The organism is Luteibacter sp. OK325 (assembly GCF_003050935.1).
GTDB lineage: Bacteria > Pseudomonadota > Gammaproteobacteria > Xanthomonadales > Rhodanobacteraceae > Luteibacter.
Genome location: NZ_QAOX01000016.1, coordinates 1 through 24,084, shown reverse-complemented (window position 1 = coordinate 24,084; position 24,084 = coordinate 1). Strand labels below are relative to the sequence as shown.

Here is a 24,084-nt window from a genome sequence, read left to right as displayed (position 1 = left end):
CTACAACAGCGTTGCCCCGAACTTACCGACATAGCGAGACGCCCATGAACTTCATGACCGCCCTGAAGGACGCCTGGCGTCGCAACGACTCCCTGGTCTGCGTGGGCCTCGACCCGGAGCCCGGCCGCCTGCCGGCGGGACTCTCCGGCGAGGAAGGCCTCTTTACCTTCTGCCGCGATATCGTCGATGCCACCGCGGACCTGGTCTGCGCCTTCAAGCCCCAGATCGCCCATTTCGCCGCACAGCGGGCGGAGGGGGTGCTGGAACGGCTGATCGCACACATCCACGACAAGCACCCGGGCATCCCGGTGATCCTGGACGCCAAACGCGGTGATATCGGATCCACGGCCAGGCATTACGCCGCCGAGGCGTTCGAGCGCTACGGTGCCGACGCGGTGACGCTGAACCCGTATCTGGGTCGCGATTCCATCGAGCCCTTCCTGGAGCGGGCGGACAAGGGCGTGATTTTGCTCTGCCGCACATCCAACCCGGGCGGGGCGGACTTCCAGGCCCTCGATTGTGGCGGGGAGCCACTGTACATCCGGGTGGCCGAGACGATTGCCCGGGAATGGAACGGAAACGGCAACTGTGTGCTGGTGACGGGCGCAACCTGGCCGGAAGAGCTTGGGCGGGTTCGCGCGGTCGTTGGCGACATGCCCTTGCTGGTGCCGGGCATCGGCGCACAGGGTGGCGACATCGAGGCGGTCCTGACCCAGGGGCGGACCACCGACGGCACCGGCCTGATGATTTCTTCTTCGCGCGCCATCGTTTACGCTAGCGACGGTCCGGATTTCGCCGCCGTAGCACATCGGGCGGCGGATGAAATGAGAAAATCGGTCAACTTGTTCCGTTAGTTACTGGCGAAACGAAAAACAGTCGCAAATTGCACGAGTTGGCAACTGCAAAAGGCTTACGTTGGCTGTCCGGGCTATCCAACAATACCGGGTCTTGAAGCGCCAAAGCGTTCAACCGGAGTTGTCATGCCACCTATCAACCGAGGTTTTTCCCAACGCCTGCATGTCGCGCTGGACATGGCTGGGGTGAAGAAAGGCCGCGGACGTATCACCCAGCTCGCCGATCTGTTCGACGTCAGCAGGGAAACCGCCCGTAAGTGGCTGAGTGATCTCGGCCTGCCCGAACTGGAACGCCAGATCGACATGGCGACGCGATTCGGCGTGAATTTTGAATGGCTGGCCACCGGCCGTGGGGCGCCCAACGGCGCCACGGGCGTGCGCGAAAGCCCTGCCCTGTACCGCGCGGATTCGCGAGAGCAGCTGCGCCTGGTCGGGCTGGTCAGCCGCCTCCCCAAGGAACGCCGCAAGGCGCTTCTGGTGATCGTCGAGGCGCTGGCCGAGGCCGAATAACCAGCCCTCGAGCCGCCCTGCGAACGACTCAATCGTCGCCGATATCCATGCCCGGAAAGAGCACCTCGGTGTATCCGAACTTTCCGAAATCGGTGATTCGCGAGGGGTAAAGGCGCCCGATCAGGTGGTCGCACTCATGCTGCACCACGCGGGCATGAAAGCCTTCGGCCGTGCGGTCGATCGCCTCGCCTTTCGGGCTGATCCCCTGGTAGCGGATCAGTGAGTAGCGATTGACCGCCCCGCGAAGCCCGGGAACGGACAGACAGCCTTCCCAGCCCTCTTCCATGTCCTGCGACAGCGGCGTGATGACTGGATTGAGCAGGATGGTTTCCGGCACGGGCGGCGCATCCGGATAGCGCTCGCTGCTATCGAAACCGAAAATGACCAGTTGCAGGTCCACGCCGATCTGCGGTGCGGCAAGGCCCACGCCGCCGGCATGGTGCATCGTGTCGAACATGTCGGCGATGAGGGCATCCAGCTCGGCGCTGCCGATCATGGCGTCGGGGACGGGAGGTGCGACGCGTAGCAAGCGCTCGTCGCCCATTTTCAGGATCTCGCGAATCATCGTTATCGCCAGGGGAGTGGGGATGGGTTGAGCATACGACGCCCGCTGACCATTCGACCAATGGCTAATACGCCTTTCCCTCGCCACGCATTGACCGCCGTGAGCGGGGGGACGACCCTTGTCCCATCCGCGAGGGGAGCCGAAGACCATGCATAGCGCCATTCCGAAACCCAGCCCCGCAGGGAAGATCCTGTGGGCCGCCATCGCCATCGTCGGTGCCTGGTGCCTGGGTGTCGTCGCCCTGCGGCGCGACGAACCCATCAACGCGATCTGGCTGGTGACCGCATCCATCGCGGTGTTCCTCATCGGCTACCGTTTCTACAGCCGGCTGATCGCCAACGGCGTGCTGCAGCTCGATCCGTCGCGCGCCACCCCGGCCGTCCTGCGCAATGACGGTCTGGACTACGTCCCCACCGACCGCTGGGTGGTCTTCGGCCACCACTTCGCCGCCATCGCCGGCGCAGGCCCCCTGGTCGGCCCCGTCCTTGCGGCACAGATGGGCTACCTGCCCGGTACGCTCTGGATCCTCGTCGGCGTCGTGTTTGCCGGAGCGGTCCAGGACTTCATGATTCTCGGCCTCTCGCTCCGGCGGGACGGCCGGTCGCTCGGGCACATGCTGCGTGAAGAGCTCGGTGAGGTTCCCGGTGTCATCGCCATGGTCGGCGTCCTCGTGCTGATGATGATCGTGCTGGCGGTCCTGGCACTGGTCGTGGTCAAGGCGCTCACGCACAGCCCCTGGGGCACGTTCACTGTCGCCGCGACCATCCCTATCGCGCTGCTGATGGGGGTGTACCTGCGCTACATCCGCCCCGGCCGCATCCTCGAGGTGTCGATCATCGGCCTGATCCTGCTGCTGACCTCGATCTGGTACGGCAAGACGGTCAACGACACCCCGACCATGGCGGTACTGTTCGACTTCGACGCGAAGTCGCTGGCCTGGCTGCTCATCGGCTACGGCTTCTTCGCCTCGGTGCTGCCGGTGTGGCTGCTGCTCGCGCCACGCGACTACCTTTCCACCTTCCTGAAGATCGGCACGATCGCCCTGCTCGCCCTGGCCATCTTCCTGGCCGCGCCGACCCTGCAGATGCCTGCCGTCACCAAGTTCATCGACGGCAGCGGACCGGTCTTCTCCGGCAACCTGTTCCCCTTCCTGTTCATCACCATCGCCTGCGGCGCGGTCTCCGGCTGGCATTCGATCATCGCCTCCGGCACCACACCCAAACTGCTCGCCAACGAGGGCGAGGCGCGCATGGTCGGCTACGGCGGCATGCTCATGGAGGCCTTCGTGGCCATCATGGCGCTGATCGCCGCGTCGTCCCTGCATCCCGGCGTGTACTTCGCGATGAACTCGCCCGGCGCACTGGTTGGCACCACCGTCGAGCAGGCCGCCCATACGATCAGCACCTGGGGCTTCCTGGTCACCCCACAGGAGCTGACCGAAACCGCAAAGAACATCGGCGAAGGCACCATCCTCGGCCGCGCCGGCGGTGCCCCGACCCTCGCGGTGGGCATGGCCCAGCTGCTCCACGGCATCCTGCCGGGCGAAGGCATGATGGCCATGTGGTACCACTACGCGATCCTCTTCGAAGCGCTGTTCATCCTGACCACGGTCGACGCCGGCACGCGCGTCGGCCGTTTCATGATCCAGGAACTGGCCGGCATGGCCTACGCGCCGCTGAAGGAGACCAAATCCTGGGCGAGCAACATCATTGCCACCGTGATCTGCGTCGGGCTGTGGGGTTACTTCCTCTACCAGGGCGCCGTGGATCCGCTGGGCGGCATCAACACCTTGTGGCCACTGTTCGGTATCGCCAACCAGATGCTCGCCGCGATCGCGCTGATGCTCGCCACCCTGGTCACGGTGAAACTCAAGCGCGAGCGCTACGTGCTCGTGCCCGGCGTCCCCGCCGCCTGGCTGGTCGTCTGCACACTTACCGCCGCCTGGCAAAAGCTGTTCGACGACAAGATCAGCTTCACCGCTGCCGCGCAGAAGTACGCCGACGCCATGGCCTCGGGCAAGCTGCTCGCGCCGGCCAAGACAGCTGAGGAAATGCAGCGCATCGTCACCAACAACCGCGTCGACATGGCCCTCACCGGTCTGTTCATGCTGCTGGTACTGACCATGCTGTTCTTCTCGCTCCGCGCCATCGCCCGAGCCTGGCGCGTCAACCACCCGACCGCGCACGAAGAGCCGTACGTCGCGCTGTCGAGTGTCGCCTCGTAAGGAGCTCGCCATGACCACGCCCAATGCACAGGCAGGCCCCCGTTCGCTGTGGAAGTGGGCGGTGCAAACCGCCCGCCTCTGCTGCGGCGTACCGGATTACGACGTCTACGTGAAACACCTGCGCGAACATCATCCCGAGCGGAAGATTCCGAGTTATGGGGAGTTCTTTCGCGAGCGGCAGGAAGCGAGGTATCGCGGGACCGGTGGGCGTTGTTGTTGATTGAATTGAACTTACGAATGAGGCCTTGTGCTCACTGCGCGAGCGGTTAACCCGCCTGCATATTGCGATTCAATGCGTCGTTCGCGATCCCAACGGTGACAGCGTATCGCTTAGCGAACCGCCACAACGAACGCCGCTGCGGAAGCCACATGCGTAGCGGGCGATGCCACAAAGGCGTTCGTGTCCGCGGACGATGTGCGACGTGTCCGGGCGTTGGGGTAATCGGGTTATCGCCGATGAATCGGCTCCTACATTCGAGGCAGGAGGTCGCGCGGCGAGCTATCCCTGCCGTTTGCCCTTGCGCATGTTCGCGCGCGAGTCCGCGATCATCGAGCGCATGGCGGTGGCGGCTTCGTTCGGACGGCGGCGGCGGATCGCTTCGTAGACAGTGCGATGCTGCGGGAGCGAATACTTGAAGTTTTTCGCCGTGCGCGCCGACATGATGAAGAACGTGGCCAGGGCCGTCTCGACCACCGAGAACAGCGAGCTGAGGAGTTCGTTGTTGGTGGCAACCAGGACAGCATCGTGAAAACGCAGGTCGGCGGCCGCCCAGGCGTCTAGATCGGGGGCATCTTCCATCGCATCCAGCGCCGCGCCTATCGCCTCGAGCTGCTCGGGCGAGCGGCGACGGGCCGCCGCCATCACCGCGGCCGGCTCGATGATTTCGCGCATTTCGACCAGTTTCTCGACGAAGTCTTCCGTCGGCATCGCCGCGCAACGCCAGGACAGCACATCCGCATCGAGATGGTTCCAGAAAGCGGGATCGCGTACGCGCATGCCGGTTTTCTGCCGGGTCTCGATCAGGCCCTTGGCGGCGAGCACCTTCAATGCTTCGCGAAGGACGGTGCGGCTGACCGACATCTGCTCGGCCAACTGCGACTCGCCGGGCAGCGGTTCGCCCGGGCGCAGTACACCACTGACGATGGACTCACCGATCTCTTCGATCACGCGCGCGTGCAGGTTACGCGTCCCCCCTGCTTTCAATGCCATGGCGTTCCAGCACCTGACGAAACGGAGCGTCCATCGTAGCCGACTTGCGTTCCGGGACGATGACGCACCGCAACTTGTCATTTGTCTGACAAATATGATCTTGTCGGGAGATTGCTGGTAGTCGGAGTGAATGATGAGAAAAATCGGAACGGGTTTGGCCACAGCGATCCTGCTGGCCACTGCGACGGCCGCCTCAGCCGGTGAGGCTTCGAAGGCGTCATTCGGTATGACGCCGGACGGCAAGGACGTAACACTCGTGACGCTGACCAACGGTCATGGGGTCACCGCCAAGGTCCTCTCACTCGGTGCGGCGCTTTATGCGCTCGACGTGCCCGACAAAAACGGCAAACCCGGCGACGTTGTGCTCGGCTATCCGGACCTGAAAGGCACGTTCGCCATGCCCCAGTATTTCGGCAACACGGTGGGCAGATACGCCAACCGCATCGCCAAGGGCAAATTCACCCTCGACGGCAAGCAGTACAACGTACCGGTCAACAATGGGCCCAATTCGCTGCACGGCGGCAAGGTCGGCTTCGACAAGGTGATCTGGAACGTCGACAAGGTCGAATCCGGGGCCCGGCCCAGCGTCACGCTCACCTACGTCAGTCCCGACGGCGACCAGGGCTATCCCGGCAAGCTGACCGCGACCGCCACCTACTCGCTCGACGATAAGAACGAGTTGACCATCGAGTACACGGCCACTACGGACGCGCCGACGATCGTCAACATCACCAACCACACCTACTGGAACCTCGCGGGCGAGGGTTCGGGAAGCGTGATGGATCAGCGCCTGATGATCGCTGGCGACGCCTACCTGCCTACCGACGCCACCGCGATTCCCACCGGCGAGATTCGCCATGTAGCGGGCACGGATTTCGACTTCCGCAAGGCCAAGCCGATCGGCCATGACGTGCGCGACGCCAGGGAAGAACAGATCGTGTTCGGGCGCGGCTACGACCACAACTGGGTCATTTCACGGAAGGAAGCGGCGCAACCGCGTGAGGTCGCCCGGGTCAGCGATCCGAAGTCGGGGCGCGTGCTGTCGCTCTGGTCCGCCCAACCCGGACTGCAGTTCTATTCGGGCAACTTCCTCGACGGCACCACCTCGGGCAAGTCGGGTGGCGTCTATCGCCAGGGCGATGCGTTCGCGCTGGAGCCGCAGCTCTTCCCGGATACACCGAACCACCCGGACTTCGGTTCGGCGCGCCTGGAACCGGGCAAGACCTATCGCAACGTCATGACGTACAAGTTCTCGGTGGACAAGGGCGCGAAGTAAAGCGCGCCCGGCTCACACGTCGTGATGCAGCGCTTCCGCCGGTTTCTTCCGGCGGAAGCGCGGCGCCAGTTCCACCATGTACATCGCGGCGAGTACGAGCGCGCCGCCGCCGACCATGCGCGTGGTGAGTAAGTCCACCCCCAGCAGCACGGCGAAACCCGCGGCGAACACCGGCTCGGTGGTCATCACGATGGCAGCGCGCGTGGCCGGCATGTGGGCCTGCGCCCAGGTTTGCACCAGCATGGCGAAGGCACCGGCGATCAGCGCCATGTAGAGCACGGCCACCCAGGCCTTTATGTCCGGCGGCAGCGCCGGACCGTGATGTGGCACCGTGGCCAACAGGCAGACCGTCGCAATACCGACCATCTGCACGGCGGACATGCCGAAGGCCTCGCCAGGCTTCGACCAGTGGCCGAGGCCGACGATGTGCAGGGCATACAGCGCGGCCGAGGCGAGCGTCAGCAGGACGCCGAGATCGACCTCGAAGCCGTTCAGTGCCAGCACGCCCAGGCCGACCATGGCCAGGCCGACCGCTAGCCACGTGCTGGCCGGCATGCGCTGGCGAAAAATCAGCAGCGCGAGGATCGGCGTGATCACCACGTACATGCCCGTGACGAAGCCGCTGACGCTGGGCGAGGTAAGCGCGAGACCTTCCGTCTGCAACCACTGCGCGAACCCGTAGAGCACGCCCAGGGCCAGACCGCGCGCGAGCTGCGCGCGACTCAGGCGCCAGACCGGCCGGGCGAACAGGATCAACATGGTCACGGCGGCGATAACAAAGCGCACGGCGAGGAAATCGGTGACCGACATGCGGCCGACGACATCCTTGATGAGAACGAACGTGGAGCCCCATATAGCGGTGACCGCGAGCAGGCCGAGCGTGGCCGGCCCGCTGGTGCGCGAGGAGGCACCACTCACCGGCGGCGGCGCCGCGCGAGTTGGCCGGGGATTTTCAGGACGAAGTGCGTCCAGATGCCCGACCAGACCACCGCGCGCAGTAGCGCGTTGCGTGCGGCGGGGTCGTGGCGGCGGAACCACAGGTACATGCTGCGATGCTTGTGCCGACTGACGAAGACCGGCCGATGCCGGCTCGAGCCACCCTTGCCATGCAGGACGCGCACATCGCCGGCAAGCAACACGCGATAGCCACCGTCGCGGGCGCGCCGGCAGAGGTCCATGTCTTCGCAATGCAGGAAGAAGGCTTCGTCGAATCCGCCCAGCCGGTCGAACACGGCACGCGGCATCAGCAGGATGGCGCCCGAGACGATCTCGACTTCCTCCACGCCCTGGGGCATGGGACCGCCGATATCGATGCCGTTGTCGCCCTTCCGGCCAAACAAGGTATTCAGGGAGCGGCGCAACAGCGGATCGCGCCGACGCGAGGCGGCGTCGATGTGACCGGCGCTATCGCCGACCAGCGCGCCGACAATGCCCGTGTGGACATTCATGTGCGCCGCCATGCGCGCGATGGTGTCGGGTTCGACGAGGCAATCGGGATTGAGCACGAGAAGGCGATCGCCATGCGCCTGTGCCGCCCCGCGGTTCACCGCCGGACCGAAGCCGAGGTTCGCGCGATTGTAGATCACGCGAACCCGATCGTCTTCGGCGTAGGCACGGTCGAGCGCTTCGGGAATGCCGTCGGTGGAACCGTTGTCGACGATGATGACTTCGACGGGCACGTCGCTGGCGAGTGCGTGATCCACGCACTCGCGCGTGAACGGCCCGCTATCGGCGAGCACGATGACGACGCTGGTGAGTACGCCGCTCATCCCACCCAGACGCGCGCATTGCGGAACATGCGCATCCACGGTGAATCCTCGCCCCAGTTCTCCGGGTGCCAGCTCATCTGCGCCGTACGGAACACGCGCTCCGGGTGCGGCATCATGATCGTGACGCGGCCGTCGGCGGCGGTGAAGGCGGCCAGGCCACCCGGCGAACCGTTCGGATTGAGCGGATAGCTCTCCGTCGGCTTGCCGCGGTTGTCGACGAAGCGTGCCGAGCCGTGGCTCTTCGACGGGCTGCACACGTTCGGGAAATACACTCGCCCCTCGCCATGCGCCACGGCGACGGGGATGCGTGACCCGGTCATGCCGCGGAAGAACATGCTGGCGGAATCGAGGATCTCGAGCGTCGCCAGGCGCGCTTCGTACTGCTCCGACTGGTTGCGCAGGAACTGCGGCCAGTGCTTCGCGTCCGGAATGATGTCCTTCAGCTGCGACATCATCTGGCAGCCGTTGCACACGCCAAGCGCAAACTTGGAGCCGTCCTCGAAGAAGCGCGCGAACTGCTCGCGCAGCGCGTCGTTGTACAGAATGGAGGTTGCCCAGCCGCGGCCGGCACCGAGCACGTCGCCGTAGGAGAAACCACCGCAGGCAGCGAAGCCACGGAAGTCCTTCAGGTGATGGCGCCCGCTGGCGAGGTCGGACATGTGTACGTCGACCGCGTCGAAGCCGGCGCGGCTGAAGGCCGCCGCCATCTCGACCTGGCCGTTGACACCCTGCTCGCGCAGGATCGCCACGCGCGGACGCACGCCGGTGTTGATGTAGGGCGCCGCGATGTCTTCGGCCGGATCGAAGGTGAGCTTCGGCGACATGCCCGGATCGGCGTCGTCGAGGCGCCAGTCGCTTTCCTGGTCCGCGCTCTGCGGGTTGTCGCGCAGGCGCTGCATGGCGGAGCTGGTTTCGTTCCATGCGCGGAACAGTTCGGTGAAGTTCCACTTGAAGGCGGTTTCGCCGTTGAGGTGGAGCTTGATGCCGAGTTTTTCCTTGGGACGACCCACATGGTGGGTCATGCCGGCGAGGTTGTACTTCACCAGCAACTGCTCGAAGGCTTCGCGGTTGGCCGCGGCGATCTGCACGACCGCGCCGAGTTCCTCGTTGAACAGGGCACGCAGCGTCGCTTCGGCCCAGCCATCCAGGCGCAGCTCGAGGCCGCAGCGTCCCGCGAACGCCATTTCCAGCAGCGTGACGATGGCGCCGCCGTCGGAACGATCGTGATAGGCCAGCAGGAGGCCGGCCTGGTTCGCTTCCTGGATGAACTCGAACATCGCACGCAGGCGCTTCGGGTCGTCCAGATCCGGTGGCACGCCGCCAGCACGATTGAACACCTGGGTGAGCGCCGAACCGCCGAGGCGATCGCGGCCTGCGCCGAGGTCGATCAGCCAGAGCTCGCTGTCGCCACGGTCGAGCTTGATCTGCGGCGTGAGCGTGCGACGGACGTCGTCCACGCGGGCGAAGCCGGTGATCACCAGGGAAACCGGCGAAACGGTTTTCTGCGCCTTGCCGGTCTCATCCGTCCACACGGTCTGCATGGACAGCGAGTCCTTGCCCACCGGGATCGAGATATCGAGCGTGGGGCACAACTCCATGCCGACGGCCTTTACCGCGTCGAACAGCGCGGCGTCTTCGCCGGCATGGTTCACGGCGGCCATCCAGTTCGCGGACATACGCACTTCGTCGAGCTTGAGCGACGCGGCAGCCATATTGGTGATGGCTTCACCAACCGCCATGCGTGCGGCATCGGCGCTGTTGAGCAAGGCGATCGGTGCACGCTCGGCCATGGCCATCGCTTCGCCGGTGTAGCCGTCGAAGTCGGTCATGGTCACGGCGACGTCAGCCACCGGCACCTGCCACGGACCGACCATCGGGTCGCGTGCATTGAGGCCGCCCACGGTGCGGTCACCGATGGTGATGAGGAAGTTCTTGCTGCCGACGACCGGCAGGCGCAGCACGCGCATCAATGCCTCGTCCATGCCGATACCGGTGAGATCGGCCACCAGGTCGATGCGCGGCTTCACGCGCACGGCGTCCCGATGCATGCGCGGCGGTTTGCCGAACAGCACGTCCATGCCGAGGTCGATCACGGTGAGGTCGCGGCGCGGATCCTTGACGATGAGGCGCGCTTCCGCGGTGGCGTCGCCAACCACGGCATACGGACAGCGCTCGCGAACGCAGAAGGCCTCGAACAGCGGGAGGTCTTCCGCGCCGATCGCCAGCACGTAGCGCTCCTGCGATTCGTTGCTCCAGACCTGCATGGGCGACAACGTCGGGTCGTCGCACGGCAGCGCGGAGAGATCGATGATGCCGCCGACGCCAGCGTCGTTGAGGATCTCGGGAATCGCGTTGGAAACGCCACCGGCGCCCACGTCGTGGATGCTGACGATGGGATTCTCGTCGCCGCGCGCCCAGCAGGCGTCGATCACCTGCTGGCAACGGCGTTCCATCTCGGCGTTGTCGCGCTGCACCGAGGCGAAGTCGAGTTCGGCGCTGGACGTGCCCGAGGCGACCGAGGACGCGGCACCGCCGCCCAGGCCGATCAGCATGGCCGGACCACCGAGCACGATGACCTTGTCACCCGGACGAACCTTGCGCTTCTGGACATGGTCCGGACGGATCGCGGCGAGGCCGCCGGCGATCATGATCGGCTTGTCGTAACCGCGGCGGAGACCCTTCTCACCGGTCTCCTGCTCGAACGTGCGGAAGTATCCACCGAGCGCGGGGCGACCGAATTCATTGTTGAACGCGGCAGCGCCCAGCGGGCCGTCACGCATGATCTCAAAGGCCGACGCCATGCGCGGCGGCAGCGGACGATCTTTCTCCCAGGGACGCGGCAGGCCCGGGATGCGCAGGTGCGATACCGAGAAACCGGTAAGGCCGGCTTTCGGCTTGCCACCACGGCCGGTCGCGCCCTCGTCGCGGATTTCGCCGCCAGCGCCCGTCGCGGCGCCCGGCCACGGTGCGATCGCGGTGGGGTGGTTGTGCGTTTCGACCTTGATCGCGAACGGCGCGGATTCGGCCACCGTGCGGAATACGCCGTCATTCGGATCGACGAAAAGGCGATTGCCCTCGTAACCTTCGATCACCGCGGCGTTGTCGTGATAAGCGGACAAGGTGTGCGCCGGCGACTTCTGGTGGGTGTTCTTGATCATGCCGAACAGGGAGTTTTCCTGCGTCTGGCCGTCGAGCGTCCAGGTGGCATTGAACACCTTGTGCCGGCAGTGCTCCGAGTTCGCCTGCGCGAACATCATCAGCTCGGCGTCGGTCGGCGCGCGACCCATCTCGGCATACCGCTCGGCGAGGTAGTCGATCTCGTCGTCGGCCAGGGCAAGACCCAGCTGCTGATTGGCGGCGGAAAGCGCGCCACGCGGATCCAGGCCGAGCTCCACATGGCCCAGGGGGCCCGGCTCACCGGCAAGGAACAGGCCCGAGGCATCGGCCAGCGAAGCCAGCGGTGACTGCACCATCGGATCGCAGAACGCGCCCATGACGGCGGCGTAGCTGGGATCGGTCGCGTCGGGCATGCCGGTGACGCGCCAGGCGGTACCGCGCTCGACGCGGTGCACGTCGAAACCTGCGCCGTGGAGAATGTCGGTAGCCTTGCTCGACCAGGGCGAGATGGTGCCCAGGCGCGGGACAACCCAGAACGTAGCCGCATCAGGCGCGCCTGGCTTCGCTTCGAGCACGGACAACAGGCGCGCACGCGCCTCGCCTTCCGGTGCGACGGCGACGTCGACGAAATAGGTGAACCAGGCGGCCTGGACGCGCGTGCCGTGATGCAGGGCATCGAGGTGCGCGTTCAGTCGTTCGAGGCGAAACGGTGAGAGGGCGCTCTGCCCGTCGAGTGCGATCATGCGGGGGGAAAGGCGCTGCAGGAAAACGCCTATTCTACATGATGTTGCGCGGCAGCATCTTGCGTAGGGAATCGCCGCTGAAGCGGCTCCCACAGGGGGCCTGGCGTAAGGAATCGCCGCTGAAGAAGCTCCCACAGGGGGCGAGGTAGACCGGGCGCCCTTGTGGGAGCCGCTTCAGCGGCGAAGCTTCCGAATCAGCCGTTGCGCGCGGACCCAGCCGGGGCGCTGAGCGCCTTCAGCATCTGCTCCGGGGTCAGGTAACCGCCAATGACGTCGCCGTTCTCGTTGACGATGGTAGGCGTGCCGTTCACACCCAGCCGCTCGCCCAGTTCGAATTCGTCCTTGACCGGATTGGCGCAGCTGGCGGCCTTCACCGCCGCGCCCGACATGGCCGAGTCGAAGGCACTCTTGCGGTCGGCGGCACACCACACCGACACGGCCTTCGTGTACGAGGGTGTGTCGTTACCGGCGGTGGTCTTCACGCCTTCGCGGGGCCAGAACACGTACTCGACGGCGATGCCCTGCTTGTTGAATTCGTTGATGTGCGCGTGCAGCTGGCGGCAGAACCCGCAGTCCACGTCGGTGAAGACGGTGATCTTGTGCTTCGGATTGGCCGGCGAGTAAACCAGCCGCTGTGACTCGGGCACCTTGGCCAGCTCGGTCTTGCGCAGGCCAGACCACGCGGCGGCGCTGAGATCGGTCTTCTTCTGCAGGTCGACCAGGTTGCCGTTGAGCATGTAATGGCCGTCGGCGCTGACATAGACCATGCGGCCCGACGCAATGACCTGGTAATAGCCGGGAATCGGCGCGGGCGCGATGCTCTGCACCTCGATGCCGGGGCCGATCCCTTCGACGGCGGCGCGCACGGCGGCCTGGTCGTCGGCGGCGGAGGCCGTCATGGCGAACGCGCCAGCCAGGATCGCCGGGAGGATTTTCTTGAACATAGCGGACTCCAATCTGCTACCGGGGGAAGTGCGGGGCAGGTGTTGGAACACGCGCCACGCAATCGGTTCCCCCGATTGTGCCATGGACCCTCAGCCGCGCGGGTGATGCTGGGCGTGAAGCCGCTTGAGCCCTTCCTTGGCCACCAGTGTGTAGATCTGCGTGGTGCTGAGCGAGCTGTGGCCGAGCAACATCTGCAATGCCCGCAGGTCGGCTCCGTGATTGAGCAGGTGGGTGGCGAACGAATGCCGGAGTACATGCGGGGATACCCGCTTGGCCGGGATACCCACCTGCATGGCGTAGCGCTTCACCAGTGTCCAGAACATCTGCCGGGTCATGCCGTCGCCGCGGCGGGACAGAAACAGCGCCACCGGCTGCCCATGGCCCCTGGCCAGTTGTGGGCGGGCCTCGCGCAGGTACGTCTCGACATGGTTCAGAGCTTCCTCGCCCACCGGCACCAGCCGGTCCTTGCCACCCTTGCCGGTGACCCGAAGCACGCCTTGTCGCGTATTCAGGCCGGTGAGCGGCAACTCCACGAGCTCCGACACCCGGAGGCCGGACGAGTACATTAATTCGAGCATCGCCCGGTCACGCTGGCCTAGTGGGTTAGTCAGGTCGGGAGCGACGATCAGCGCCTCGATCTCGCGCTCGGCCAGCGCCTTCGGCAGGCTACGCGGCATACGTGGGCGCTGCATGAGCAGGGTCGGATCCTCGCGCGCACCCTCGTCTCGCGCGAGCTGGGCGAAGAACCGGCGAAACGCCGACTGGCGCCGCGCCATGCTGCGCACGGCGACCGGCTGACTGCCGTGATAAGCGGAGATATCCTCGCGACCCGCCGTCGCCAGGGAGCGTCCGCGCGTACCCAGCCAGCGCGCCAGCCCTTGCAGGTCGCGGCGGTAGGCGTCGAGCGTACGGTCGGCCAGGCCATCCTCCGCCCAGATGCGTTCGATGAAGCGCTCGATGCGATGAGCGTCATCGGCGGCAAGTTCGGCGGCGGGAAGATCGGTATCGACGGACATGAGTTCGGGCATGGCAAGCAACACCCGAATACTCTCACGCCGACATCAGAGACGCTCGATACTCGATTTGTCCTCGCGAAAGTTCACGGCACCATCGCACTCATCGGCCCCGTCTACAATGCCGCGTCACCATCGCCATGGAATTGCATGACCCCGACCTCGCCCGCTCCCGCCTGGCGCCGCTTCGCGGCGATCGTCTACGACGTGCTCGCGGTGGTCGCCATCGTCATGGTCGTGGGGCTGCTCTCGCAGATGGTTACTGGCGGACACCTGTTCGGCGAACACGGGCAGATGCTCACATGGTGGTACCAGCCGTTGCAGGGCCTCGTCGTGGGCGCCTATTTCCTGCTGTCCTGGATGCGCGGTGGGCAGACACTGGGCATGCGGCCCTGGCGCATCCGGGTCACGGATGCCAGTGGCGCGCCCGTGACCTGGAAGCGGGGCCTGTTGCGACTGATCGTCGCCGCCCTGCCCCTTGCCCTGGTCCTCATCTATCCGTTGACCTCGATGAAGGCTGCGCTGTGGGCACCGGTGATCGGCTGGCTCGTGCTGTTGTTACCCGCACTTGTCGACCGCCGTCGCCGGGCGATTCCCGACATGGTCGCCGGCACCGAGATCCGACGCCTGCCTACTTGAACTGATCGCTGGCCGGGACCCACGAACCGCTCGCCGCGTTGGCCGCGGGGACGTTGATCTTGATCGAGGCCTCGCAGCCAGGCGGCAACGGCCCACCAGCAATCCGAGCCGCAGTGCAGTACGCGGTGTTGTCCAGCGCTACGGGTGCCGTTGCCACCGTCGCCGAGTTCGCCGGCGGCAGGTTTTCGGCCAGCGGTTTGGCCGGAGCCATGGTCTGGTTTTTTGCCGTGGCTTCGGTATTCGTCGGCTTCGGCGGGCCATCGCCACCGCTACAGCCAAGGGTGAAGATGGAGATCGCATTCATGGTGTCGCTCGCCTTGCGGTCGCCTGCGGTGCCGGGCCCAGCCGTGCAATTAAGGCGAATGCCTCGCGGAAGCGGAACGGCGAAGTGTGCCGTGGATGCCTCCACACCTTGCCGCAGCGCGGTATCCACGCTCGATTCACCCTTCGGCGTCCACGCACCTTCGAACCGCGTCGGCTTGTAGTCGACATGGAAGTGGGGACCGTTCTGCACGGTGACGTTGCCGCGCGGCTTCAGTTCCGTATACGCGCCGACCTGACCGGTCTTGTCGCCCTGCCCGCCGACGACACCGTCGCTGCGGTTGGATGTGCCGTTCGCTCCCGTCAGCCGCTCACCCTCGTCCGCGCCCCTGGCGGCGCCCGGCTTGCCGGACTCCTGCGCAGCGCCGGGCGTATTCGACCCAGCGACATTGGCTTCGCCGGGCGATGCCTTGCCCGCCGACTGTCCCTCGACCGCTTCGGCCGCGTGGTTGTCGCCTTGCTTGCCCTGCGTTGCCGCAGCCTCTGCGGTCGACTCGCCCGCAGCGGTGTCACCGGGAGCCTGGCCCGGCGCGGAGGGCGCCGTCTCGACACCCGCCACCGGGCGTTGCATGTCGCCGGGCGATACGGCGGGCGCCTGCACCGACGGTCGATCGACGGTGGTGACCGGCGCCGATACGGACGGCTTCGCGACCGCGTCGGGCAAGGGGACGGCCTCGAGCTCCGCCTCCGCCTCGACGGGCGGTGCGGTCACCGCCTGCACCGAAATCTTCGGCGGAACGGGACGCGTATCCACGGTCAGGTCCGGTTGCGGCGGCGCCGCTGGCTCGGTGGCGACCTGCGGCAGCGGGACGTCCTGCGGCGTGGGTGGCGCCGAGCTTTCCTCCACCTCCGGGCGCGGCACCGTCGCCAACGTCATCGCCTGGGTGGGTACCGGCGTCGTACGTTCGGCGGTGATCGTGGGCGGATTGGGCGTCACGGTCATCTGCGATGCCGGGGTCGGCGGGATGTCCAGTGACGCGGGCGGCGGCATGGGTTCCGAACCCTCCTCCTGCGGCCGGCGAACCGGGTCCGGCTGGAAGGTCGGCGGCACGATCTGCGGCTTCGGCGTATCCACCGCAAGGTCGGGCGGCGCCGGTGTCGGCAAAGGCACTTTCTCGAGGTCGCGCTGCGCCGGTGGTGACTTGGGCTGAACCACGGGGCGCTCGGCCACCGCCGCGACGCTCGGCGGCGGCGCGGCAGGTTTCGGGTCAGCCTTCGCCTTGGGCGGCTGGGCGGCGGGCACGGCGATCGCCGGGCGCGCCTGCGTCTTCACCGCCGCCACGGCTGCCGCATGCGAACCGCGCGCCGCCCGGCTGGCCTTGGTGTCCCAAGTGGTCGTGCGTTTCACTTTGGCCACGGGCGCGGTCGATGGCGTGCCACGCACGGGCGGCAGTGGCGGCGGTGGCTTGTCGAGCAGGCGAACCTGCAGCGCGTCGGGATTGTCCGGCTCCGGCGGCGCTGGCAGGACGTTGTACGCCGGGCCGAGGATCATCCCGAACAGGAAGACCAGGTGGACGAGGATCGTGCCGACCCAGCCAGCGATGCGGCGCGCGCTTTCGCGCGGCTTCTCGCGCAGGCGACGCCGATAGACGAGCGCACGCATGGCCGCCTCGCGGGGCGAGACGGGCAGCGAATTCGCGGCGATCGGTCGATCGCTGTCCGGCGGGCCAGGGGTATGCATGGACAACTAGTGTCCATGCTGTGGGCGCCGCAGACAATCGCCGCGTACGCCGATGGCTTCACTTGCCGGCGCGACGATCGCGCTCGGTGTTCTCCTGGTCCATGGCCTTCAATGGGATGTCCGAGGCGCAGCCCTGCGGCAGTGGCTTGTCGGCGCGGAACGCGGCGATGCACTGTGCTTCGGTGGGCGGCGGAGCCTGGTCGGGAAGGTCCTTCACCAACGGATTCGCAGGCGCCATGTTGAGGCGGACGTCGCCGTCCTTCTTCGAGGCCTTCGAGGGATCTTCCCCGTTGCAGCCGACCGGCAGGACGAACAGCACCGCCGCGCAGTTGACGCGGGTACCGTGCCCCAGGTCGACGGTCTGCTTGACCGTGGTCTTCTCGATGACCTGGCGAACCCCCTTGCTCAACGCGTTTTCATCGCGCGGCGCCCAATCCTTCTCGAACCGTGTCTGCGTATAGGTCACCGTGGTCTTGTGCGACATGATGCCGGTGTCGTCGGTGGGCTTGCGCGGCACGAAATCGGGCTTCGATCCGGTACCGGAGGTCGGCATGGCCACGGCGCCGTCACTGCCGAACAGGGCCGGTTGCGGCGCCTGGGCGGCGGGGGCCGGCGCGGGTGTCGTGGTGTCGGCCGGCACTGCATCCTCCGGCTTCTTCTTCGGCCGCGGCGGCTCGGGACGGGTGGCCTCCGGCGAGCGTACCTTGGGCGGCGGCTCGGAAACCGGCGGAGGGGGCGGCACGTCGGCGACGGGGGGCGCGGGACGTGTCGGCTCGATGAAGCGCACCTCGAGCACGTCGGGGTGGTCGTCCGGCATGGCGAAGCGCACCTGTACCTGCGGTTGCATTTCGTAGCGCACGAGGAAGATCAGCCCAATGTGCAGGATCAGGGCCGCCGCGAGGGCCAGCGTGAAACGCACCCGATCGCGGGGCGGCGGACGGCGGCCGATGGCGTGCAGCGCGACCAGCGTCGCCGCGTCGATAGGAACCAGTCCACGCGAGCGCGACGACGCCTCCGGTTCGAGCCGGTGCGGTTCGACGAAGGGCGGTGGCGCCTTACCGGGATATTGCACGCGAGCGGGAGTCCCCATGGGGCCTTCAGATTGGGACAGGATAGTGGCGTGCCGCTGAGCACAGCGTAAGCCCTGGCTTACAGACCACTCACGGCGACGAAGATTCCCCTTGCGTCCGGCCCGGGTTCGGAGAAGCCTTGGGGCTGGCGTTGGCGCGCCTGAACCACCGCCGCCATGAGCGTCCGGATTGCCCGGACGACCTTGAGAAGGAGGGTCGCATCGTGTCGCCATCCACGGAACGCATCCGCAGCCTCGCCCTCGCCGGACACGCCGGTGCCGGCAAGACCACCCTGTTCGAAGCCATGCTCCACGCCGGAGGTGCACTGACCACACCCGGCAGCATCGAGCGTGGCAGTACCGTCTCCGATACCGATCCCATGGAAAAGGCCCGGGGTCATTCGATCGACGCCTCGATCGCCTCGATCGAACGCAACGGCTATCGCATCCATCTCGTCGACACACCCGGATACGCCGACTTCCGCGGACCCGCGCTCGCCGCCCTCGCCGCGGCCGACACCGTGGCCATCGTGGTCAACGGCGCGAACGGCATCGAGCACGGCACGCGCACGATGATGGCGCATGCGAAAGAACGCGGCATGGCGCGCATCCTCGTGGTCAACCGCATCGATGCGGAAGGCCTGGACCTGGCGACGCTCGTCGACGCGCTGCGCGAGGAATTCGGCAACGAATGCCTGCCATTGAACCTGCCCGCCTCGAAGGGACATTCGGTGCGTGACGCCTTCTTCCAGACCGCCGGCGACACCGACTTTTCATCGCCGGGGGAAGCCCATCAGCGCATCATCGACCAGGTCGTCGAGATCGACGATGAGGTGATGGAGCACTACCTCGAAGCGGGCGAGTCCGCGCTATCGGCCGCGGAAATCCGCGGCGCGCTCGAGCATTGCCTGCGCGACGGGCATCTCGTGCCGATCGTCTTCACCGGCGCGCGCGACGGCATCGGCGTGAGCGAGTTGCTCGAACTGGTCGAACGCATCCTGCCCTGCCCCACCGAAACCAATCCGCCACTGTTTCGTGACCATGCGGGCTCACCTTTCGATGTGGCCGCCGATGCATCCCGCCACGTCGTCGCCGACGTGTTCAAGATCGTCAACGACCCCTTCGTCGGCAAACTCGGTGTATTCCGCGTATGGCAGGGCACCGTGCGCAAGGACGCCCAGCTTCTCGTCGATGACGGACGCAAACCCTTCAAGGTGGCTCACCTGTTCCGCCTGCAGGGACGGGACCATGTCGAGGTGGACGAGGCGTTGCCCGGCGACATCGCTGCCGTGGCGAAGATCGACGACATCCACTTCGATGCCGTGCTGCACGACGCCGCCGACGAATCACGCATCCACCTCGAACCCTCCGCCTTCCCGGCACCGATGTTCGGCCTAGCCGTGGAGCCGGCGCACAAGGGCCAGGAACAGAAGCTGTCGCAAGCGCTGTCGAAGCTCGCCGAGGAAGATCCCTGCTTTCGCGTCGAGCACCGCAAGGAACTCAACGAGACGGTGATCCGTGGCCTGTCCGACCTGCACCTGAAACTCATGCTGGAACGGATGAAGGCGCGCTACGACGTCGACGTGATAACCCATCCGCCGCGCATCGCGTATCGGGAAACCATCGGCGCCGGAGCCGAAGGTCATCATCGGCACAAGAAGCAGACCGGCGGTGCCGGTCAGTTCGGCGAGGTGTTCCTGCGGGTGGAACCGCTGGAGCGCGGCAAGGGCTTCGTCTTCGACGATGAAACCAGGGGCGGCGTCATCCCCGGCCAGTTCATGCCCGCTATCGAGAAAGGCGTGCGCCAGGCGCTGGATGGCGGAGCCATTGCGGGTTATCCGATTCAGGATGTTCGCGTGGTGGTGTATGACGGCAAACACCACCCCGTCGACTCGAAGGAAGTCGCCTTCATCAGCGCCGGCCGCAAGGCGTTCCTCGACGCGGTATCGCGTGCGCAGCCACAGGTCCTGGAGCCGGTGGTCGACCTGGAGGTGTCGATCCCCGAACGCTACGTGGGCGACGTGACCGGGGGGCTGGCCTCCAAACGCGCGCACATCATGGGCACCGATTCGCTACGAGGCGGCGAAACGCTGATCAAGGCGCGGGTGCCACTGGCGGAGCTCACCGACTATCCGACGCAGTTGAAAGCGATGACCGGTGGACAAGGGCGGTATGCGATGGAGTTCAGCCACTACGACGCCGTTCCCGCTGGGGTGCAACGCAGGCTGGCAGACCAGTGGAAGCCGCGGGCCGAGGAAGACTGAGGTGTGGGAGCCGCTTCAGCGGCGATGGCCATGCGGCGACCTGGCTATCGCCGCTGAAGCGGCTCCCACAGAAGGCAATCAGGCTCAGGCGGCCTTGCGCTTCGGCTTGAGCATGGTGCCGATGCAGTTCGGCGAGCCACAAAGGCAGGACCACACCTTCTTGAGGCGGGCCGTGTGCGGCATGTCCAGCGTGATGCCGTAGTCGTAGGTCAGCTCTTCGCCGGGGGCGATGTCGCGGATGGCTTCGATCAGCACGCGGTCTTTCTTCGTCGGCTTGCCATCCACCGCTTCCTCGATCACCGCCTGGCAGTTGGGGTTGCAGCCGTGGTTGATCCAGCGAGCGGTATTGCCGTTGCTGTTGCCGTCGACGATGAAGCGATCGTTGAGGGTGAACAGGAAAGTATGGCCGGTCTCCCCGCCGTCGCCGTACTTCTTGTCGGCCTGGGCGTGGGTCATGCGATCACCCTTGTATTCGACGATCTCGTCACCGGCCTTGATCGCGGCGGTGGCGAAAACGCCATTTCCATGGATGGGAGAACGTCGGGCGGCGATGCGTCGGGTCATGGGAAGGCACGTAGAAAGGTCAATACGAATGATGCCTGCTAGACCGGCGCTTGGGAACCGCGTTTCAAACGCACGTCTCGCGCGCGGGGGCCGGCCAGCGCTACCATCGAACGATCGTTCGACGCCTATCGCCGGAATCCCAGGGAATGACCTCGATCCTTCGCACCACCGTTTTCCGCGCGGCACTGCTTGCCGTGACAGCCGTTCTGGCGGCCTGTGGGCCGGAGAAGAAGAGCGTGTACCCGCCCGCGGTGACCCTGCAGCAAGTTGCCGCCAAGCCCGGCGGAACCTGGCATGTGACCCTGCGCCTGCGTAACAACAGCTACGGCGGGATGTCCTTCGACCGCTTCCAGGGCACGCTGCGCGTGGGCGAGCTGGGCGGTGTGCTGCTGGACGCGAAGATCGACCAGGACATTCCCTCTTTTGCCGCGGACGTCACCGTCATCGACATCCTGCCCACGGCCGAGATGTCCAGGGCGCTGGCCGAACTCGCCGCCAAGGGCAGCAGCGGCTCACTGCCCTACACCATCGACGGCCGCATATCGGCTACGCCCGAGAAAGAGGACAAGTCGCGCACGTTCGACGTGCACGGCAAGAACTGGCTCTCGCCCGTACCCGGCATCCCCGACACCTACCGCTCCCCCTGATTACTCCAGGATTCACGATGACGATCTACAAAGCCCCCCTCACTGACATGCGTTTCGCCCTCTACGACGTGCTCGGTGCCGATACCGTGCTCGGTCGTCTGGAAGGCGGGGAGGCGCATACACGCGACCTGCTCGACGCCGTGCTCGACGAGGCCGCGCGTTTCAACGAGCAGGTGCTGGCGCCGCTGAATGCCTCGGGCGATCAGGAAGGCTGCCACTACGACAAGGCCACCGCCACGGTGACCACGCCGAAGGGCTTCAAGGAGGCCTATCGCCAGTACGCCGAAGGGGGCTGGGCCGGCCTGACGGCACACGAAAAGTTCGGCGGCCAGGGCCTGCCCGCCGCGCTCGGCGCGATGACCAAGGAAATGATCGACTCGGCCAACCTGGCCTGGGGCATCTATCCGCTGCTGTCCCACGGTGCCACAGACGCGCTCGAACACCACGGGACCGAGTGGCAGCAGGAGACCTTCCTGAAGCCGCTGGTCGAAGGCCGCTGGACGGGCACCATGTGCCTGACCGAGCCCCAGGCCGGTTCCGACCTTGGTCTGCTCAAGACGCGTGCCGAACCCCAAGCGGACGGCAGCTACCTTGTCACCGGCACCAAGATCTTCATCAGCGCGGGCGAGCACGACTTCTCGGAGAACATCGTCCACCTCGTGCTTGCCCGTCTGCCGGATGCCCCGGCGGGCAGTCGCGGCATCTCGATGATCGTCGTGCCCAAGTTCAAGGTGAACAAGGACGGCTCGCTCGGCGAGCGCAACGCCGTCGCTGCGGGCGCGATCGAACACAAGATGGGCATCAAGGGTTCAGCCACCTGCGTCATGAACTTCGACGGCGCCGAAGGATGGCTGATCGGACCGGCGCACAAGGGCCTCATGGCGATGTTCACCATGATGAACGCGGCGCGCCTCGCGGTCGGCATCCAGGGTCTGGCCGTGTCCGAGCGGGCCCTGCAGAACAGCCTCAACTACGCCCGCGAACGGCTGCAGATGCGCGCGCTTACCGGCCCGGCCTTCCCGGACAAGCCGGCCGATCCGCTCACCGTCCACCCGGACGTCCGCCGCATGCTGCTCACCCAGCGCGCCTTCGTCGAAGGCGGCCGCGTGCTGGCGGCATACGCCGCACTGCAAAGCGACATCGAGACCCGTGATGCCGACCCGCAGGCGCGCAAGAACGCCGGCGAACTGCTCTCCTTCCTGATTCCGATCGCCAAGGGACTGCTTACCGAGGCCGCGCAGGAGTGCACCAAGGAAGCCCTGCAGATCTTCGGTGGCCACGGGTACATCGCCGAGCACGGCATGGAGCAGTTCGTCCGCGACGCGCGCATCATCACGTTGTACGAAGGCACCACCGGCATCCAGGCCCTCGACCTGCTTGGCCGGAAGATCATGCAGTTGCAGGGTGCCGGCCTGAAGCACTTCCTCAACGAAATCTCCGCCTTCTGCCAGGCCAATGCGGAAAACGACACCGTCAAGGCCTTCATCGGCCCACTCGCCGTGGCCACGAAGACCTGGGGAGACGTCACCCAGGCGATTGCGCAGCGTGCGCAGGCCAACCCGGAAGAGCTTGGCGCCGCCGCCGTGGATTACCTCTATTTCTCCGGCTACGTGACCCTGGCCTATTTCTGGGCGCGCAGCGTGCTGGCCGCGGGTGGCTCCACGCTCTCGGCGAACGACAAACAGGCCAAGCGCGACACCGCCACCTTCTACTTCACCCGCATCCTGCCGCGCATCCACGTGCACAAGGCGGCGATTGAAGCGGGCGTCGCCACGCTGCCTGAGCTGCTGTAAACCGGCCCCTGTAGGAGCCGATTCATCGGCGATCCCGCGGCAGCGGGCAAGGGTTACCGCAAGGACCCATCGCCGATGAATCGGCTCCCACATAAAAGAAGCCCCGCCCCGGGGCTTCCGTCGGCCAGCGTGAAGGTGTAGAAAACAGACTCTTTCCGGAATCCTTCAGCCGCGACGGTGCCCGATACGATGAGCGACTCCCCGTTCCTGATCCGTCTCGCCGAGAGCGACGACGACGAGTTCATCCTGGATCTGGTCCCCCGTTTCATCAGTTTCCCGCTGCCCAATGGGCGCACGCGCACCGATTGCCTGAAGGGCATCGAGGCCGACCTCGTTCACCACCTCGACGACCAGCCGTCCAACAGCTACATCTTCGTCGCCGAAAAGAACGAGGACGGCGAAGCGGTGGGCTTCCTGCAACTGCAGAAGACCAAGGATTTCTTCACCCACCGCGACAATTGCCACATCGCCAACATCGCGGTCGCGGAGAAATACGAGGGCGTCGGCGTGGGTAAGTTCCTGCTCGAATACGCCTACAGCTGGGCGAAGGAACATCACTGCCAGTTTGTCACCCTGGCCGTGTTCCCCGGCAACGAGAAGGCCCGCGACCTTTATGTGGCCCATGGATTCGATACCGACCTGATGCGGCTGGCGAAACCGGTGCGCTGAGAGCGGCATCGCCGCTGAAGCGACTCCCCCATGTCGCGCGAAAAAAAGGTTCATGGCGGAAATTCCGGGGACGCCGCGGCGGGCGTGGACGTAGCAGCGCAGAGCCTTCGGTGCCCTGAGGTGGTCTAATCTTTCTGGACATCCCGAGAGGGCTTCACAGCCAGAACGAGGTGAACCATGGGACGCAAAGACATTACGCAGGCTCAGCGGG

The 24,084-nt window shown here is 66.0% G+C and carries 20 protein-coding genes; 10 read left to right on the top strand and 10 right to left on the bottom strand.

Features of this window, described 5'->3' with window-relative positions; translation table 11 throughout:
* Nucleotides 1-44: 44 nt before the first annotated feature.
* Together pyrF and C8J98_RS21615 are read left to right on the top strand one after the other, a co-directional pair.
* Nucleotides 45-854: an orotidine-5'-phosphate decarboxylase gene (gene pyrF, locus C8J98_RS21620; protein WP_107915991.1), complete on the top strand. Its 810-nt coding sequence runs from the start codon at nucleotides 45-47 to the stop codon at nucleotides 852-854.
* Nucleotides 855-980: 126 nt separating this feature from the next.
* Nucleotides 981-1,364 (top strand): hypothetical protein, encoded by a 384-nt coding sequence (locus tag C8J98_RS21615; protein WP_046969476.1) that lies wholly within the window; start codon nucleotides 981-983, stop codon nucleotides 1,362-1,364.
* 28 nt (nucleotides 1,365-1,392) lie between these two features.
* On the opposite strand, the gene def is transcribed toward C8J98_RS21615, so the two are convergent.
* Nucleotides 1,393-1,929: a peptide deformylase gene (gene def, locus C8J98_RS21610; RefSeq protein ID WP_107915989.1), complete on the bottom strand. Its 537-nt coding sequence runs from the start codon at nucleotides 1,927-1,929 to the stop codon at nucleotides 1,393-1,395.
* Nucleotides 1,930-2,077: 148 nt separating this feature from the next.
* Here def and C8J98_RS21605 point away from each other — a divergent pair, with 148 nt between their 5' ends.
* Nucleotides 2,078-4,153, top strand: coding sequence for a carbon starvation CstA family protein (locus C8J98_RS21605; RefSeq protein ID WP_107915987.1), 2,076 nt, complete (start codon nucleotides 2,078-2,080; stop codon nucleotides 4,151-4,153).
* A 10-nt stretch (nucleotides 4,154-4,163) separates the two neighbouring features.
* Nucleotides 4,164-4,373: a YbdD/YjiX family protein gene (locus C8J98_RS21600; RefSeq protein ID WP_107915985.1), complete on the top strand. Its 210-nt coding sequence runs from the start codon at nucleotides 4,164-4,166 to the stop codon at nucleotides 4,371-4,373.
* A 279-nt stretch (nucleotides 4,374-4,652) separates the two neighbouring features.
* On the opposite strand, the gene C8J98_RS21595 is transcribed toward C8J98_RS21600, so the two are convergent.
* Nucleotides 4,653-5,363: a FadR/GntR family transcriptional regulator gene (locus C8J98_RS21595; RefSeq protein ID WP_107915982.1), complete on the bottom strand. Its 711-nt coding sequence runs from the start codon at nucleotides 5,361-5,363 to the stop codon at nucleotides 4,653-4,655.
* A gap of 154 nt (nucleotides 5,364-5,517) precedes the next feature.
* Here C8J98_RS21595 and C8J98_RS21590 point away from each other — a divergent pair, with 154 nt between their 5' ends.
* Nucleotides 5,518-6,639 (top strand): aldose epimerase family protein, encoded by a 1,122-nt coding sequence (locus C8J98_RS21590; RefSeq protein WP_233260335.1) that lies wholly within the window; start codon nucleotides 5,518-5,520, stop codon nucleotides 6,637-6,639.
* A gap of 12 nt (nucleotides 6,640-6,651) precedes the next feature.
* On the opposite strand, the gene C8J98_RS21585 is transcribed toward C8J98_RS21590, so the two are convergent.
* The 5 genes from C8J98_RS21585 to xerD form a co-directional block, all read right to left on the bottom strand.
* On the bottom strand, nucleotides 6,652-7,557 hold the full coding sequence (locus C8J98_RS21585; RefSeq protein WP_107915978.1) for a DMT family transporter: 906 nt from the start codon (nucleotides 7,555-7,557) through the stop codon (nucleotides 6,652-6,654).
* Nucleotides 7,554-8,447 carry a glycosyltransferase family 2 protein gene (locus C8J98_RS21580; protein ID WP_343125731.1) on the bottom strand — a complete coding sequence of 298 codons (894 nt, stop codon included), beginning with the start codon at nucleotides 8,445-8,447 and terminating at the stop codon, nucleotides 7,554-7,556. The genes C8J98_RS21585 and C8J98_RS21580 overlap by 4 nt, the downstream gene beginning before the upstream one ends.
* On the bottom strand, nucleotides 8,405-12,268 hold the full coding sequence (gene purL / locus C8J98_RS21575; protein WP_107915974.1) for a phosphoribosylformylglycinamidine synthase: 3,864 nt from the start codon (nucleotides 12,266-12,268) through the stop codon (nucleotides 8,405-8,407). The genes C8J98_RS21580 and purL overlap by 43 nt, the downstream gene beginning before the upstream one ends.
* Before the next feature lie 194 nt (nucleotides 12,269-12,462).
* Nucleotides 12,463-13,212, bottom strand: coding sequence for a DsbC family protein (locus C8J98_RS21570; protein WP_107915972.1), 750 nt, complete (start codon nucleotides 13,210-13,212; stop codon nucleotides 12,463-12,465).
* Nucleotides 13,213-13,302: 90 nt separating this feature from the next.
* The gene (gene xerD / locus C8J98_RS21565; protein WP_233260334.1) at nucleotides 13,303-14,241 is read right to left on the bottom strand and encodes a site-specific tyrosine recombinase XerD; all 939 of its coding nucleotides are present in this window, start codon (nucleotides 14,239-14,241) and stop codon (nucleotides 13,303-13,305) included.
* A 135-nt stretch (nucleotides 14,242-14,376) separates the two neighbouring features.
* On the opposite strand from xerD, the gene C8J98_RS21560 reads away from it, so the two are divergent.
* Complete coding sequence (locus C8J98_RS21560; protein WP_107916024.1) at nucleotides 14,377-14,865, top strand: RDD family protein; 489 nt, start codon at nucleotides 14,377-14,379, stop codon at nucleotides 14,863-14,865.
* On the opposite strand, the gene C8J98_RS21555 is transcribed toward C8J98_RS21560, so the two are convergent.
* The gene (locus C8J98_RS21555) at nucleotides 14,858-16,867 is read right to left on the bottom strand and encodes a hypothetical protein (protein WP_107915968.1); all 2,010 of its coding nucleotides are present in this window, start codon (nucleotides 16,865-16,867) and stop codon (nucleotides 14,858-14,860) included. The genes C8J98_RS21560 and C8J98_RS21555 overlap by 8 nt on opposite strands.
* Before the next feature lie 58 nt (nucleotides 16,868-16,925).
* On the bottom strand, nucleotides 16,926-17,957 hold the full coding sequence (locus tag C8J98_RS21550; protein ID WP_107915967.1) for a hypothetical protein: 1,032 nt from the start codon (nucleotides 17,955-17,957) through the stop codon (nucleotides 16,926-16,928).
* 203 nt (nucleotides 17,958-18,160) lie between these two features.
* Here C8J98_RS21550 and fusA point away from each other — a divergent pair, with 203 nt between their 5' ends.
* Nucleotides 18,161-20,200, top strand: coding sequence for an elongation factor G (gene fusA / locus C8J98_RS21545; protein WP_107916022.1), 2,040 nt, complete (start codon nucleotides 18,161-18,163; stop codon nucleotides 20,198-20,200).
* An 84-nt stretch (nucleotides 20,201-20,284) separates the two neighbouring features.
* On the opposite strand, the gene C8J98_RS21540 is transcribed toward fusA, so the two are convergent.
* Nucleotides 20,285-20,764: an SET domain-containing protein-lysine N-methyltransferase gene (locus tag C8J98_RS21540; RefSeq protein ID WP_107915965.1), complete on the bottom strand. Its 480-nt coding sequence runs from the start codon at nucleotides 20,762-20,764 to the stop codon at nucleotides 20,285-20,287.
* A 146-nt stretch (nucleotides 20,765-20,910) separates the two neighbouring features.
* On the opposite strand from C8J98_RS21540, the gene C8J98_RS21535 reads away from it, so the two are divergent.
* The 3 genes from C8J98_RS21535 (at nucleotide 20,911) to C8J98_RS21525 (ending at nucleotide 23,873) form a co-directional block, all read left to right on the top strand.
* Nucleotides 20,911-21,411 (top strand): hypothetical protein, encoded by a 501-nt coding sequence (locus C8J98_RS21535; protein ID WP_107915963.1) that lies wholly within the window; start codon nucleotides 20,911-20,913, stop codon nucleotides 21,409-21,411.
* A gap of 17 nt (nucleotides 21,412-21,428) precedes the next feature.
* Nucleotides 21,429-23,204, top strand: a complete 1,776-nt coding sequence (locus C8J98_RS21530; protein ID WP_107915961.1) for an acyl-CoA dehydrogenase C-terminal domain-containing protein — start codon at nucleotides 21,429-21,431, stop codon at nucleotides 23,202-23,204.
* 189 nt (nucleotides 23,205-23,393) lie between these two features.
* Nucleotides 23,394-23,873, top strand: a complete 480-nt coding sequence (locus C8J98_RS21525) for a GNAT family N-acetyltransferase (RefSeq protein WP_107915959.1) — start codon at nucleotides 23,394-23,396, stop codon at nucleotides 23,871-23,873.
* Nucleotides 23,874-24,084: the final 211 nt, after the last annotated feature.